The organism is Ureibacillus chungkukjangi (genome assembly GCF_044795995.1).
Taxonomy (GTDB): Bacteria; Bacillota; Bacilli; order Bacillales_A; family Planococcaceae; genus Ureibacillus; species Ureibacillus chungkukjangi.
Genome location: NZ_CP085009.1, coordinates 2648173 through 2663232, shown reverse-complemented (window position 1 = coordinate 2663232; position 15060 = coordinate 2648173). Strand labels below are relative to the sequence as shown.

Below are 15060 nucleotides of genomic sequence, written 5' to 3'. Positions count from 1 at the left end.
GAAATAACTACGAGAAAAGGGGGAAAGAAATGCTCGCAACTTGGACCTGGATTGTGACGGTTGTTTTAAGTCTATTTTTCATCGGAATGTCTTTGAGATTTAGAAAAAAGTCAAAAGAGAGCTTTTTGCAATTTGCCATTGCTGGTGGAACACTGCCATTTTTCTTACTTCTATTTACCGATCTTGCGACAATTATGGGGGTAGGTAATTTTATCGGTCACTCCTCGAAAGGCTTTGAAACTGGGATTGCCAATATTCCATTCATTATTGGGGAGCAAGGGGCAAAAATACTCTTTGCATTATTATTTGCAGGGTTTGCTGCTAAGTTTACCTATAAAAGTATTGCGGAATTATTAAATGATTTGATATTAAGAGACAAGGTATCGAGAGCGATTGTAGGAGTATTAACCTCAGCTATTATGATTGCCTGGATTGGTGGGCAAGCAAAAGGAATGGGGCAGCTTTTCTCTGTCTTTACTGGGGCAGACCCATTGCCATTAATCTTTTTCTTTACAGCGGTTTTTATTATTTATACAACAATTGGTGGGATGCTTTCTGTTGTATGGACTGATTTTATTCAGGGAGTTTTATTGTTAGGGATAGCCATATGGTTTTATATTAAAGTTTACGCAAAGATTGATTTTAGTTATTCGAATCTGAAAATAATGCTAGCTGAAGTGAATGCTAGTCATTTAACGCAAATTGACATTTCTGGGTGGGAGATTGTAACGCTCTTTGTAACCGGTTGTTTTGGAGTATTGGCAGCTCAAATGTACTGGCAACGTTGTTTTGCAGCGGAAAATCCCAAAGCTGCTAGTCGGGCGATGTTATATAGTGGAATCGGTGCTATTATCTTTACGATTTTAGCCTCTGTTTCAGGAATGATAGTAAAAGCATTAAACCCTGATGTGGAATCTGCAAATGCTGTTTCGTGGTTAATCTTAAATGAAATGACTCAATTTACCGCACTTGTTTTCTTCATTTTAATCTTCTTAGCCGCCATTTCGAGTGCCTCTTCATTATTGCATTCTGCAGCCATCGTCATTGTGAATGATCTAGTGATTCCTTTTTCCAGGGAAATAAAAGATGCGAAGCTAATCGTCCTCTCCAAATGGGTCGTTGTTTTGGTTGGCGTATTTTCAACACTAGCGGCAAATTATTCAGAATCCATTATTAGTCTATTCTCCTTTGCCTATACACTAACAGGTGGTGGGGTAGTACCAGTATTGATTGTTGGGCTTCTATGGAAAAAGCGAAAGTTTGAAAAATTTGAAATGGGGTCACAAAATAGCCGAGTATCTGTTTGGGGTGGTCGAATCGGTTTACTTTCAGGAGCTATTGCGTCTGTGTTATTTGGAATCCTGTGGGGAGTACTAATTTCCGTACTATTAACGATTATAGTTTCATTTATTCTTCCAAATAAAACAGATTTAAATAGAACACTAGAAGTTGAAAATGCATAGTAGTATAAGAATGAAAAGAGAAACGCTACTAATTATTGAAGCGTTTCTCTTTCTTCTATTTACTTTTATTCACTAACTTCCGAGCTTTTTCAGTATTTGCAAAATGCCATTTAGAGATTGATTTCAAGGTTTCCTCGCCATGCTTTAGCCAAATACGTGCTGCCATTTCATCTACTTTACCACTGGCACCTTTTTGTAAGTTCATGCCAACAGTTTTAGATAACTTGTCCATTTCCTTTAAGAATGCATAGCGAGCTAGAATGGATGCTGCAGCAACTGCTACATGAAGCTGCTCAGCCTTTGTTGAAAATAACACATTTTCCCGAACTATCGCTTTTTCATTTTTAATATGATTGTAATAAATATTTCGCTCAGCAAATTGGTCAATCAAAATATACTCGGGTGTTTCGGGCTCTATTTTTGTTAAGACATGCTTTAATGCTTGGTTATGAAGCATTGCTTTGATTTTTCCTTGGGAATAGCCTTTAGCTTGTATTGCATTATACTTATCATTTCTTAATGTTAAAATGCTGTGAGGACAAACAGCCATAACATCAGGAGCAATTTTGAGCATAATTTGGTCAGTCAACATTTTAGAGTCCTTTACACCAAGCTCATAAATCAGCTCAATTTTTTCCTTAGGTACATAAACAGCGGCTACTGTAATCGGGCCGAAATAATCCCCTGTACCAGTCTCATCCGATCCTAGCACTGAGAGAGTAGCGAATTTTTCTGGAAGTATATCGCCCTTCGTTTTAATGATTTTATTTGAATCGGTAGCTGTTGATGAATTTGAAGAGGTTTCTTTTACTTCACCCCAACGGCTCGCTTCTCTTGTAGCACCACTACCCTGGAACATTACTTTTCCAGATTTATAGACAGTAATTGCTGTATCTGGAAGCTTAGCAGCAAAAATAACACCTGGAGCTTTTCGTTCGACAGCTGAGGAAGCATAATAGGATTTCACCTTATTTTGTTGGTCGGTTGAAAGCAATAACACAATATTTGACATTTAATTCGTTCCTTTCATCCTTAAGGTACTTATAAAAAACAATAGAATTCGATTTAAGCTATTCGAATACCATATTTAAAATTACCATATTTTATAATCCATAGTATCATTATAACGAGTTTACTTTGAAGACAATAGAATAACCCCTAAATAGGGACATATGTCTATTTATGAGTCTTAAATGAGGGTGAATAGCTGCGTTAATAAACATTTATTTACAAAGCTAAAGACTAGGTACGTGACCAAAAGTCTTGATAGTATTGGTTTTGTAACCTTAATGTAGTTGTGCTGTATAAACTAAAGATGGTATGATATGTATTATAAATTTTATTAATGTATTCTAATGAAGCAGAAATTACTCAAATCTATAAGTTTCAATTGATTTGAGAGTTGGATGGTAGTTTTTAAGGATTACACTGTTTTGCTAAGTTTTAGGAGGTATTGCATGGCTGACCAAGAAAAAAATCGAATATCAGTAGAAATTTATGGTCATTCCTATAAAATGGTTGGGACCGAGTCTACTGGACATATGAGATTAGTTGCTTCTATAGTAGATGATAAAATGCGAGAAATACGTGTACATAATCCTTCATTAGATAGTTCCAAGCTTGCCGTTTTAACAGCTGTCAATACCGTACATGAATTACTAAAATTAAAAGAACAAGTTGAAAAGCTTGAAGAAGAATTGAAAAAATTAAAGGGTTGAAGTGAATGCTAGATATTATATTACTTATTATATTTGCTGCTAGTATACTAATAGGACTTAAACGTGGCTTTATTGTTCAGGCCATTCATCTTGTCAGCTATTTTGTTGCACTTTTTGTAGCGTTTGTCTACTATAAGCCGCTTGCGGAAAAGTTTGTTTTATGGATTCCATATCCAGGAGTTACAGATGATTTATCTATGATGCTTGTTCTTGATCAGTTAAATGTTGACCAAACATTTTACCGTATTATAGCCTTTGCTGTAATTTTCTTTGCAGTAAAAATTGCTTTACAAATTCTTGGCTCCATTTTTGATTTTTTAACGTATTTACCAATTTTAAATTCAGTCAACCGACTATTAGGTGCTGTCCTCTGTTTTGTGGAATTCTATTTGATAGTATTTATTGGCATGTATGTGTTAGCATTGCTTCCAATAGGATCCCTACAAAATTTAATGGATGGTTCCATCATTGCAAAGCTCATGTTAGAGCATACTCCATTCTTTACAGACATGGTTCAAGACTGGTGGTATATCTATAAAGAGCACTAGACATATGAGCTAAGATTATCGTCAGTCGTAGATAATCGATATGAAGGAAATGTCCCAAAAGCGACTTTTTGGGGCATTTCCTTTTTCCACGAACAAAGGAAAGTGCGCCTTTGATAAATTATTTTTGAACAATCCAGATTTCTTATAGGGGGTAAATCATGAATAAAAAAATTGTCATTAAAACACTAGAGAAAATTGCCTTATTACTAGAGCTTCAAGGTGAAAATCCGTTTAAAGTCTCGGCTTTTCGTAAAGCAGCCAATGCCCTTGAATTAGACGAACGTAGTTTAAATGAAATAGAAGATATTACAAAGCTTAAAGGGATTGGAAAAGGAACGGCAACCGTTATTCATGAGCTGATTGAAACGGGTAGCTCTACTCAACTAAAAGAGCTAGAGGAAGCCGTACCAAAGGGGTTAATTCCATTATTAAAGCTGCCTGGTTTAGGCGGTAAGAAATTAGCAAAGCTTTATAGTGAGCTAGGTGTAGATAGTGCAGAAAGCTTAAAGGAAGCCTGTGAATCCCAAAAAATTCAAAAGCTAGCAGGTTTCGGACCAAAATCAGAAGAGAAAATTTTAAAAGAGCTTGAGCATTTCGGAGAACGTAGCGAGAAGTTACCTATTTGGTACCTGCAAGAAATTGTAGCAGAAATTAATGAATTATTGAATTCGATAGAAGAAATTCAAAAGTTTTCTGTGGCAGGAAGCTTCCGCCGAGTTAGTGAAATGAGTAAGGATGTAGATTTTATTGTGGCAACAGAACAGCCTGAGCTTGTTAAGGATCGATTACTTAAGGACCTTACCGTGAAGGAAGTTGTTGCAGCAGGAGATACAAAGGTGTCAGTTATTTTGGAGGCAGAAGATCCTGTAAGTGTAGATTTCCGTTTAGTTACGCTAAAAGAATACGCAACAGCTCTTCATCACTTTACTGGCTCAAAGGATCATAATGTTCGTATGCGACAATTGGCGAAGGAGCAGGGGAAGAAAATAAGTGAATATGGGGTCGAACAACCAGATGGTTCCATCATGACCTTTGACTCTGAAGAAGCATTCTTTGCCCATTTTGATCTACCATTTATTCCACCGACTGTACGTGAGTCAGGGAAGGAATTAGAGCGTTTAGACGAAATAAATGGTCTTGTTACCTTAGAGCAAATTGTTTCGGATTTGCATATGCATACGACTTGGTCTGATGGAGCTCATACAGTAAGAGAAATGGGAGAAGCGTTAATCAAGCGCGGCTATACACATGGAGTAATTACGGACCATTCACAATATTTAAAAGTGGCAAATGGACTTACACCTGAAAGATTAGCTAAACAACGTCTTGAAATATATGATTTTAATGAAGCGCATCCAGAGTTTCGACTGTTTGCTGGAACAGAGATGGATATTTTGCCCGATGGTTCGTTAGACTTTGAGGACGAGGTTTTAAAAGGTCTAGATTTTGTTATTGCATCGATTCACTCAAGCTTTTCACAATCGCAAGAGATAATTATGGAAAGACTTAAAACAGCCATGCAAAATCCATATGTGCACATGATAGCACATCCAACCGGTCGAATTATTGGACAGCGTGAAGGTTATAATCCAGATATACCACAATTGATTCAATGGGCAGCAGAATCAGGAAAAATCCTCGAACTGAATGCTAGCCCGTACCGACTAGATCTTCGTATCGAGCATTTAGTGATGGCGATGGAGCTTAATGTTCCGATTGCCATTAATACAGATGCCCATGCTATCGAGCAGCTAGATGTAATGGAAATCGGCACAAAATATGCTCAAAAAGCATGGCTGAAAAAAGATTTAATCGTTAATACATGGTCATTAGAGCAATTTGAAGCCTTTATCATGAAAAATAAATAATTGAATTGTACGAATTATAAGAGCTAGGAGGTGTTCGGGAGTGATTGCTGAACGCGCATTAAGGACATTAGAATACGACAAAGTACGAGAACAGGTTGCAAAATACTGTACCTCTTCATTAGGACAAAGTGCAATCGGGCAACTAATTCCTGAAACTGATTTTAAAACAGTGGTGGAGCTGTTAGAAGAAATGGATGAGGGTCTTTCCATTTTGCGTGTAAAAGGAAATGTACCAATGGGTGGTATTTTCGATGTACGCCCTCAATCGAAGCGTGCACAGATTGGTGGCATGTTGAGCTCGATGGAGTTAATGGAGATTGCCAGTACCATTCGTGCAAGTAGAATCCTTCGAAATTTCATCGAGGATATTGAACAGGAAGACACAATTACAATTCCTCATTTTGTTGAAAGAAAAGAGCAAATGCCTATTTTAACGGCATTACAGCATGAAATCAATGATTGTATTGATGATAATGGAGCAGTATTAGACTCTGCAAGTACCACATTGCGTTCAATACGACAATCTCTTCGTGCAGAGGAGGCGAAGGTAAGGCAAAAATTAGAAAGCTTTACTCGTGGTTCTAATGCCACAAAAATGCTTTCTGATGCAATCGTAACTATTCGTAATGAACGATTTGTTATTCCTGTTAAGCAAGAATACCGAGGTCATTACGGTGGGATTGTCCATGACCAATCCTCATCAGGACAAACATTATTCATAGAGCCAGAATCAGTTGTACAAGCAAATAATGAAATACAGCGTTTAAAGGTGAAGGAAAAAGCTGAAATCGAACGAATCTTATTGGAGTTATCGGTGAGAGTGCAGGAGGTTGCCCACGATTTATTTGTCCTTGTTCAAATTTTAGGTGACATCGATGTCATCCTGGCAAAAGGTAAATATGGTCAAGCTAACAAATGCACAAAGCCAAAAATGAATGAAGAAGGCTATATCCGTTTAGTTCGAGCGAGACATCCACTAATTTCAATTGAAGAAGCAGTTCCAAACACAATAGAATTAGGGCAAGATGTCACAGCAATCGTAATTACTGGTCCAAATACTGGTGGTAAAACTGTAACCTTAAAAACGGTGGGTCTATGTACGTTAATGGCACAAGCAGGGTTACCAGTACCAGCGTTAGACGGTTCTGAGCTAGCAGTGTTTAATCAATTATTTGCAGATATCGGGGACGAGCAATCTATCGAGCAATCGTTATCGACCTTCTCTTCTCATATGGTCAATATTGTTGATATATTAGGTAAATTTGATGCTCGTTCGCTTGTTTTATTTGATGAATTAGGAGCAGGTACAGATCCTCAAGAGGGAGCAGCACTAGCAATCTCTATTCTAGATGAAGTAGTTGGGCGTGGGGCACGAGTAATGGCAACTACTCACTATCCCGAACTAAAAGCATATGGCTATAATCGTCCAGGAGTGGTCAATGCAAGTGTGGAATTTGATATCGAGACATTGAGCCCAACCTATCGTTTACTAATTGGTGTGCCAGGTCGCTCAAATGCCTTTGAAATTTCAAAACGTCTTGGCTTAAAGGAATCAATAATTCAGCAAGCACGTAGCTTCACAGGCTCTGACCGCCATGAAGTCGAATCTATGATAGCCTCATTAGAGGAAAGTCGACGTCGTTCTGAACGTGAAGCAGACGAAGCTCATGCATTATTAGAAGAAGCTCAGCAATTACATGAGCAGCTAGAGGAACGATTAAGAACCTATGACGAGAAAAAGGAAGCTTTAGAGAAAAAAGCAAAAGAAAAAGCGCGTAAAATTGTGGATGAAGCGAAGGAAGAATCTGAAAAGGTAATAGCGGAGCTCCGTGAAATGCGAGCAAATGCAAGCAAGGTTGTAAAAGAGCATGAGTTAATTGAAGCAAAGAAAAAATTAGATGCCGCAGCGCCGCAGGAAAATCAGGTACTTAAAAAACAAGCGCAAATTCGAGAACGAGCTCAAAACTTAAAGCTTGGGGACGAGGTAAAAGCCCTGAGCTACGGTCAAAAAGGAACGCTAGTAGAAAAAGTATCAGATACTGAATGGGTCGTTCAAATCGGTATTCTGAAAATGAAGCTTGAAGAATCAGATTTACAGTATTTAAAGCCTGAAAAAGAAAAGCAGACAGTTGTCATGACAAATGTGAAAAATCGCGGTGGTCATGTTAAACTAGAATTAGATTTACGCGGTGAACGATATGAAGAAGCGATATTAAGAACCGAAAAATATATCGATGATGCACTTTTAGCAAACTATCCCCGTGTTTCAATCATTCATGGTAAAGGAACGGGTGCACTAAGACAAGGGATCCAAAGCTTTTTAAAGGGTCATAAGCGTGTGAAGTCATTCCGATACGGTGAGGCTGGAGAAGGTGGGTTTGGTGTAACTGTAGTGGAGTTAAAATAAAACAGTACAGATGAATCCTGAGAAAATGAATTTTACCCGAGTATACTCGGGTAAAATCTCAAAAGAAATTTGCTATTCACATTAGATAGGTGAAAAAGGAGTTGACTTTATTGCTAGATTCGAAGTTTTGGCAACATCCTTTAGTCGAAACAGCCGGTTACTTTAGTGTAGTGGTGCTTTGTTTAATCGTTTCGATGGTAATATTCGAGCTTGTAACAAAGTATAAAAACTGGGAAGAGATAAAGAAGGGGAATGTTGCTGTAGCCCTTGCAACAGGCGGTAAAATTCTAGGTATATGTAATATTTTCAGATACTCTATTGAACGACACTCTACTTTGCTAGAAATGATTGGGTGGGGCTTATTTGGATTTACTTTGTTAATCTTTGCTTACCTATTATTTGAATTTTTAACACCTCGTTTTAAAGTAGACGAAGAAATTGAAAACGAAAATCGTTCAGTCGGTTTTATTTCCTTCACAATTTCACTCGGACTCTCCTTTGTAATCGGTGCAAGTATATTGTAGGAGCATAGATATGGAAAAATTAGCGAAAGTATTAATCGTAGTTTGTATATTATTTGTACTCGTAGGAATCTATTATTTAACAACTCTATAAGATTTTTTTGAAAGGCAAGTAGATGCTCGAGGTCTACTTGTCTTTTTTATTAGTTTGGCTGTGAGTGGATAAAGCAAGGGAAGTGGGATACTGGTATTTGTCAATGAGCATTGGGGTTCGCGATAAAAGGGGGGCTATTGTAGTGAAAATAAGCGGAGATTTTTCGGTTATTTGAAAAAATAGAGCTCGTTTTGAGGAGAATAAGTGAAATAAGACATAACCTAGTCGAACACTATCCTAATTAGCCCCTTAAAAGGAAAACTATGACATCACCTTCTACCTCAACCGTAAATCTGTTCCCCCTCCTACTTAAGAATCAACAAATTATATGGGAAATATGAATCTATTAAATATTGCACATAAATAGAATAAAATAGAATTTTCTAGCTAAAAATCGAAAGTTTTATAAAAATAGTTTGAAAGACCTTTCCTTTTGCATTATAATAATTGTAAGAATATTTAAAACATTGAACGAAGGGGAGTTGTTAATGACTGACAAGGTTTGGCTTTCCCAGTACCCTCAAGAAATACCACACAGCATGACTTACGAGAATGTTCCAGTCCAAAGCTTTTTAACTAGGGCGTATGAGAATTATCCTAGTAAGGTTGCGATACATTTCATGGGGAAAGATGTAACGTACAAGGAACTCTATGAATCTTCATTAAAATTTGCGAACTATTTGAGGCGTTTAGGTGTTGAAAAGGGCGATCGAGTGGCTATTATGCTGCCGAACTGTCCGCAATCTGTTATTGCCTACTATGGTACCTTATATGCTGGTGGTATCGTCGTTCAAACAAATCCACTTTATACTGAACGTGAGCTTCAATATCAAATGACCGATGCAGGCGTAAAAGTTATTTTAGCTATGGATATTCTATATCCACGCATTACAAAAGTATTAAAGGACACAAAAATTGAAAACGTTATCATTACAGGAATAAAGGATTATTTACCCTTCCCTAAAAACCTTGTGTATCCATTTATCCAGAAAAAACAATATGGATTTAGTGTAAAGGTAGAGCATAAGGGACTAACGCATTTATTTACTGAAATTTTGCGTACTAGCGAGCAAACACCTATTCAGCTAGAGGAGTTCGATATCGCAGAGGAAATCGCACTTTTACAATATACAGGAGGCACAACTGGATCTCCAAAGGGTGTAATGCTGACGCATAAAAATTTAATTGCTAATACCAAAATGTGTGATGCATGGATGTACCAATGTAAAGATGGAGAGGAAATCCTTTTAGGTGTATTGCCATTTTTCCATGTATATGGAATGACAACGGTACTGCTTTTATCAGTTATGCAAGGGTTTAAAATGGTTTTACTGCCTAAATTTGATGTAGTGCAGGTTCTGAAAACGATTGAAAAACAGAAGCCTACACTTTTCCCAGGGGCACCGACAATGTACATTGGGTTGTTAAATCATCCTGATATAGGGAACTATGATTTGTCATCTATTAAAGCGTGTTTAAGTGGTTCCTCGCCTTTACCAGTGGATGTACAGCAAAAATTCGAAGCAGTTACAGGTGGGAAATTAGTTGAGGGATATGGGCTAACAGAGACATCTCCAGTAACACATGCTAATTTTATTTGGGAAAATCGTATTACTGGTTCAATCGGTGTACCTTGGCCAGATACGGAGGCTGCTATTATCAAATCGTCAGAGGGAGAGCTTTTACCGCCAGGTGAGGTAGGAGAAATTGCTGTGAAGGGTCCACAAGTTATGAAAGGCTACTGGAATCGTCCAGAGGAGACGGCTATGACATTTGTGGATGGTTGGTTTTTAACAGGTGATTTAGGCTATATGGACGATAAAGGCTATTTTTATGTAGTTGATCGCAAGAAGGATATGATTATTGCTGGAGGCTTTAATATTTACCCAAGGGAAGTCGAGGAAGTGCTTTATGAGCATGAAGCAATTTTGGAATGTGTAGTTGCAGGTATACCTGATCCGTATCGCGGAGAAACTGTTAAGGCTTATGTTGTGGTACGTGAAGGAAAAACAGTGACAGAAGAAGAATTAAACAAATACTGTCGTGAAAACCTGGCATCCTACAAAGTGCCACGTCATTACGAGTTCCGCAAAGAATTGCCGAAGACCGCAGTAGGGAAAATTTTAAGGCGTACATTAATTGAAGAAGAAAAACAAAAAAATGCTGAGTTACAAGCAAAATAATTTAGTACAATGATTGACAGAATCTTTATTAAATTATAATATGAAAATATGAATGAATCATCATTCATATTTTCGTATTTTTTTTAGGCAAAATTATTTTGTCTAGTCGAAAATACAGGTGAAGGCTTATTGAGACTCGAAAAACAATAAGCCAAGTTTTTAACGGTGGTGAACAGCATGAAACGAGATAAACCCAAATATAAACAAATAATCGATGCTGCTGTAATTGCAATTGCAGAAAACGGCTATCATCAAGCGCAAATTTCTAAAATTGCAAAGCAAGCAGGTGTTGCAGACGGAACAATCTACTTATATTTCAAAAATAAAGAAGATATTTTGATTTCTGTCTTTCAAGAAAAAATGGGTGTCTTCGTAGAATCTCTACAAGAAATCATTAAAAACGGTGAGTCATCTACTGACAAATTATCACAAATGATTGATAACCATTTTAATGTTTTAGCAAATGATCGCCACCTTGCAACAGTGACGCAATTAGAGTTAAGGCAGTCAAATAAAGATCTCAGGTTGAAGATTAACTCCATTTTAAAAGAGTATTTGAAGCTGCTTGACGAGATTCTAATCGAGGGTATGTTTAAAGGAGAGTTTAATTCTACTATGGATGTAAGAATTGCTCGACAAATGGTATTTGGAACAATTGATGAAACGATCACAAGCTGGGTCATGAATGAGTTCAGATACGATTTAATAGAGACGGCGCCGAAAGTAAGGCATATGCTGTTAAATGGTTTAAAAGGTTAACAAAGCTTCAAACTTCATATATTTAGGCTGAAGCTTTGTCGAAGCCTTGCGCTTCTTGAATAGATTCTATGAGGCAATATCCTTTCAGGTACGAGAATTTAAAATTCTCATATCTGAATAAGACTTATCACTAGGGGTTAACGATAAGTAAGTTTTTTAAAGGGAGTGGGAGAATGGAATTTCTAAGTTGGAAAGTTGAAGAAGGGGTAGCAATTGTAACAATTCAACGACCTCCTGCAAACGCATTATCACGTGGCTTAATCTTAGAAGTAGATGAGATGTTAAGTACAGTCGAAAATGATGATGCAATTCGTGTGATAGTTCTTCACGGCGAAGGGCGCTTCTTCTCTGCTGGTGCTGATATTAAAGAATTTACCGAGGTTTCATCAGGTGAAGAATTCTCTAAATTAGCGTCTAGTGGTCAAAAAGTTTTTGAACGATTAGAAACGTTCTCTAAACCAGTGATTGCTGCGATTCATGGAGCTGCTTTAGGTGGTGGCTTAGAGCTTGCGATGGCCTGTCATATTCGTTATGTTTCAGAGGATGCGAAGTTAGGCTTACCTGAGCTTCAGCTAGGACTGATTCCTGGTTTTGCAGGAACACAAAGATTACCTCGTTATGTAGGGGTAGCAAAAGCAGCAGAAATGCTCTTTACAAGCGAACCAATTTCAGGAGCAGAAGCAGTTCAAGCAGGTCTTGCAACTCGTGCATTCCCGGCTGAGGAGCTTCTAGCAAAATCCTTGGAGATTGCTAAAAAGATAGCTTTAAAGAGTCCAGTTACTTTAAAAGCAACTATTGATATGCTGCAGTTCGGTAAGCATCCAGCCTATTATGACGGAGTTAAGGCAGAAGCAGATAGCTTTGGTACTGTTTTTGAATCTCAGGATGCAAAAGAGGGTATTCAAGCATTCCTTGAAAAACGTATGCCTACCTTTACAGGGAAGTAATTTGTTAGTTTCATAGCAAAGCAAAATAAATCATAGATTGTACAAGCAATCTGATAATCGCATTGGGAGGTTAGTAATATGAACATTTTTGTATTAGTTAAACGTACATTTGACACTGAGGAAAAAATTGTTATTGCAAATGGCAAGATTCAAGAAGATGGTGCTGAATTTATCATTAATCCTTATGATGAGTATGCAATTGAAGAAGCGATTCAAGTGCGTGATGCCAAAGGCGGTAAAGTAACAGTAGTAACAATCGGTGGGGAAGATGCTGAGAAGCAGCTAAGAACAGCTCTAGCAATGGGTGCTGACGAAGCAGTACTTATCAATACAGAAGATGATTTAGATGAATTAGATCAATATTCTGCAGCTATTATTCTAGCAGAATATTTAAAAGATAAAGAGGTAGATTTAATTTTAGCTGGTAATGTTGCAATTGATGGCGGTACTGGTCAAGTTGGTCCACGTGTTGCAGACTTACTAGGTATTAACTATGTAACAACAATTACTGATTTAGAGATTGATGGTACAAATGTGAAGATTGTTCGTGATATCGAAGGGGATTCTGAGGTTATCGAAACTTCTTTACCGTTATTAGTGACAGCTCAACAAGGGTTAAACGAACCACGCTATCCATCTCTTCCAGGGATTATGAAAGCGAAGAAGAAACCGCTTGCAGAGCTTGAACTAGATGATTTAGATCTTGATGAGGACGATGTAGAAGTGAAAATCGAGATTGTGGATATTTTCTTACCACCTCAAAAAGCAGCTGGTCGTGTATTAGAAGGAGAGCTTTCACAACAAGTGAAGGAACTAGTTAACTTACTTCATTCAGAGGCAAAAGTAGTCTAAAGAAAAAAGACGGTAACGGAGGGATTTCAAATGGCAAACAAAGTATTAGTATTAGGCGAAGTTCGTGATGGTGTTTTACGTAATGTTTCATTTGAAGCAGTAGCTGCAGCAAAGCAAATTGCTGATGGTGGCGAGGTTGTAGGTGTATTACTTGGTGATAGTGTCACGCAGCTAGCAAACGAGTTAATTACTTATGGTGCAGATCGAGTGGTAACTGTAGAGCATCCACATTTAAAAGCATATACATCAGATGGCTATAGCCAAGCATTCTTAGCGGTTTATGAGCAAGAAAAACCAGAGGGTGTTGTATTTGGTCATACATCTTTAGGGAAAGACTTATCTCCTAAATTAGCTTCAAAATTAAAATCTGGTCTAATTTCAGATGTTACAGAAATTGAAGGCTCAGGAGAAGATGCAGTTTTCGTTCGTCCGATTTATTCTGGTAAAGCATTTGAAAAAGTAAAAATTAAAGACGGTGTAATATTTGTGACGATTCGTCCGAACAACATTAAGCCTTTAGATAAAAATGCAAGCCTAACTGGTGATGTGGCTTCTATCTCAGTGGATGTACAAAATTTACGTACAATCATTAAAGATGTAGTTCGTAAAGCAACTACTGGTGTAGATTTATCGGAAGCGAAAGTTGTTGTAGCTGGTGGGCGTGGTGTGAAATCTTCTGAAGGATTCGAGCCTTTAAAAGAACTTGCCAACCTACTTGGTGGTGCTGTAGGTGCTTCACGTGGAGCATGTGATGCTGATTACTGTGATTATTCACTACAAATCGGACAAACAGGTAAAGTTGTAACACCTGACCTATATATTGCAGCAGGAATTTCTGGAGCAATCCAGCATTTAGCTGGTATGTCGAATTCTAAAGTAATCGTTGCGATTAACAAGGATCCAGAAGCAAATATCTTCAAAGTAGCTGACTATGGAATTGTTGGCGATTTATTTGAAGTAATTCCAATGCTTATTGAAGAGTTTAAAGCGTTAAAAGTAAATTCTTAATGGATAGATACCTTGAAACCTTGCCAAAATATTGGTGAGGTTTTTTGGTATTCAAATATATCCGACCTTGCAAGAACTGAATTTCCCCATAATAATTTCAAACTCCTTCTATTTTTTTCGTTAAGATTATAAAAGAATTGTAAATTTTATGGGTCATTTTCAGTTCACTTTACTATCTCAAAAATTTCTATCGTGATATACTACATTCAGATGTTAGATTTAAGGAGGCTATTAAAATGGCAATTGTACATGTAACAGATCAAAACTTTTCGGAAGAAATCGCTTCAGGCGTTGTATTAGTAGATTTTTGGGCTACTTGGTGCGGACCATGTAAAATGATCGCTCCAGTATTAGAAGAAATCGATTCTGAAATTGGTGACCAAGTTAAAATCGCGAAATTAGATGTAGACAACAACCAAGCAACTGCTGCTGAATATCAAGTAATGTCAATTCCAACATTATTATTATTCAAAGACGGCGAACTTAAAGCAAAAACAGTTGGTTTCCAGCCGAAAGAAGCTTTAATCGAATTCATTAACGAAAACCAATAATAGAGTATCCCAAAAGCTTACATGCTTTTGGGATGTTTTTTGTTTAGGAGCCTGTTAAATGTGGATAATGCAAAATCAAAATCGTCACATTGGACAGTAAACAATCGCGTAAACCTCTTTAAATCCGATATAATAGAGAAA

General features: G+C 37.4%; 13 protein-coding genes. 12 read left to right on the top strand and 1 reads right to left on the bottom strand.

Features of this window, described 5'->3' with window-relative positions; genetic code table 11:
- The first annotated feature begins 29 nt into the window (after positions 1-29).
- Complete coding sequence (locus tag LG296_RS13190) at positions 30-1463, top strand: sodium:solute symporter (protein ID WP_404427049.1); 1434 nt, start codon at positions 30-32, stop codon at positions 1461-1463.
- Between the two features lie 55 nt (positions 1464-1518).
- Here LG296_RS13190 and rnhC read toward each other — a convergent pair whose 3' ends face one another.
- Complete coding sequence (gene rnhC, locus LG296_RS13185) at positions 1519-2475, bottom strand: ribonuclease HIII (RefSeq protein ID WP_404427048.1); 957 nt, start codon at positions 2473-2475, stop codon at positions 1519-1521.
- 445 nt (positions 2476-2920) lie between these two features.
- On the opposite strand from rnhC, the gene zapA reads away from it, so the two are divergent.
- The 11 genes from zapA (at position 2921) to trxA (ending at position 14919) form a co-directional block, all read left to right on the top strand.
- A complete protein-coding gene (zapA, locus tag LG296_RS13180; RefSeq protein WP_036198739.1) occupies positions 2921-3181 on the top strand; it encodes a cell division protein ZapA in 261 nt (86 codons plus the stop codon).
- 5 nt (positions 3182-3186) lie between these two features.
- Positions 3187-3729 carry a CvpA family protein gene (locus tag LG296_RS13175; RefSeq protein WP_107934159.1) on the top strand — a complete coding sequence of 181 codons (543 nt, stop codon included), beginning with the start codon at positions 3187-3189 and terminating at the stop codon, positions 3727-3729.
- A 158-nt stretch (positions 3730-3887) separates the two neighbouring features.
- The gene (polX, locus tag LG296_RS13170) at positions 3888-5597 is read left to right on the top strand and encodes a DNA polymerase/3'-5' exonuclease PolX (RefSeq protein WP_107934157.1); all 1710 of its coding nucleotides are present in this window, start codon (positions 3888-3890) and stop codon (positions 5595-5597) included.
- A 40-nt stretch (positions 5598-5637) separates the two neighbouring features.
- Entirely contained in the window at positions 5638-8004 is a 2367-nt protein-coding gene (locus tag LG296_RS13165) for an endonuclease MutS2 (protein WP_107934155.1), read from the top strand.
- A 110-nt stretch (positions 8005-8114) separates the two neighbouring features.
- On the top strand, positions 8115-8528 hold the full coding sequence (locus LG296_RS13160; protein WP_107934153.1) for a DUF350 domain-containing protein: 414 nt from the start codon (positions 8115-8117) through the stop codon (positions 8526-8528).
- 579 nt (positions 8529-9107) lie between these two features.
- Positions 9108-10802 carry a long-chain-fatty-acid--CoA ligase gene (locus tag LG296_RS13155; RefSeq protein ID WP_107934151.1) on the top strand — a complete coding sequence of 565 codons (1695 nt, stop codon included), beginning with the start codon at positions 9108-9110 and terminating at the stop codon, positions 10800-10802.
- Positions 10803-10979: 177 nt separating this feature from the next.
- On the top strand, positions 10980-11561 hold the full coding sequence (locus tag LG296_RS13150; RefSeq protein ID WP_107934149.1) for a TetR/AcrR family transcriptional regulator: 582 nt from the start codon (positions 10980-10982) through the stop codon (positions 11559-11561).
- A gap of 173 nt (positions 11562-11734) precedes the next feature.
- A complete protein-coding gene (locus LG296_RS13145) occupies positions 11735-12508 on the top strand; it encodes an enoyl-CoA hydratase (protein ID WP_107934147.1) in 774 nt (257 codons plus the stop codon).
- A 78-nt stretch (positions 12509-12586) separates the two neighbouring features.
- Complete coding sequence (locus tag LG296_RS13140; RefSeq protein WP_107934145.1) at positions 12587-13360, top strand: electron transfer flavoprotein subunit beta/FixA family protein; 774 nt, start codon at positions 12587-12589, stop codon at positions 13358-13360.
- A gap of 30 nt (positions 13361-13390) precedes the next feature.
- Entirely contained in the window at positions 13391-14368 is a 978-nt protein-coding gene (locus LG296_RS13135) for an electron transfer flavoprotein subunit alpha/FixB family protein (protein WP_107934143.1), read from the top strand.
- 197 nt (positions 14369-14565) lie between these two features.
- Entirely contained in the window at positions 14566-14919 is a 354-nt protein-coding gene (trxA, locus tag LG296_RS13130) for a thioredoxin (protein WP_268968839.1), read from the top strand.
- The last annotated feature ends 141 nt before the right edge of the window (positions 14920-15060 follow it).

Bases quoted from the DNA above. Each gene is read 5' to 3' on its own strand.
- LG296_RS13150 (WP_107934149.1), top strand. From the start codon at position 10,980: ATGAAACGAGATAAACCCAAATATAAACAAATAATCGATGCTGCTGTA.
- zapA (WP_036198739.1), top strand. From the start codon at position 2,921: ATGGCTGACCAAGAAAAAAATCGAATATCAGTAGAAATTTATGGTCAT.
- LG296_RS13145 (WP_107934147.1), top strand. From the start codon at position 11,735: ATGGAATTTCTAAGTTGGAAAGTTGAAGAAGGGGTAGCAATTGTAACA.
- LG296_RS13155 (WP_107934151.1), top strand. From the start codon at position 9,108: ATGACTGACAAGGTTTGGCTTTCCCAGTACCCTCAAGAAATACCACAC.
- LG296_RS13190 (WP_404427049.1), top strand. From the start codon at position 30: ATGCTCGCAACTTGGACCTGGATTGTGACGGTTGTTTTAAGTCTATTT.
- LG296_RS13135 (WP_107934143.1), top strand. From the start codon at position 13,391: ATGGCAAACAAAGTATTAGTATTAGGCGAAGTTCGTGATGGTGTTTTA.
- LG296_RS13140 (WP_107934145.1), top strand. From the start codon at position 12,587: ATGAACATTTTTGTATTAGTTAAACGTACATTTGACACTGAGGAAAAA.
- polX (WP_107934157.1), top strand. From the start codon at position 3,888: ATGAATAAAAAAATTGTCATTAAAACACTAGAGAAAATTGCCTTATTA.
- rnhC (WP_404427048.1), bottom strand. From the start codon at position 2,475: ATGTCAAATATTGTGTTATTGCTTTCAACCGACCAACAAAATAAGGTG.
- LG296_RS13175 (WP_107934159.1), top strand. From the start codon at position 3,187: ATGCTAGATATTATATTACTTATTATATTTGCTGCTAGTATACTAATA.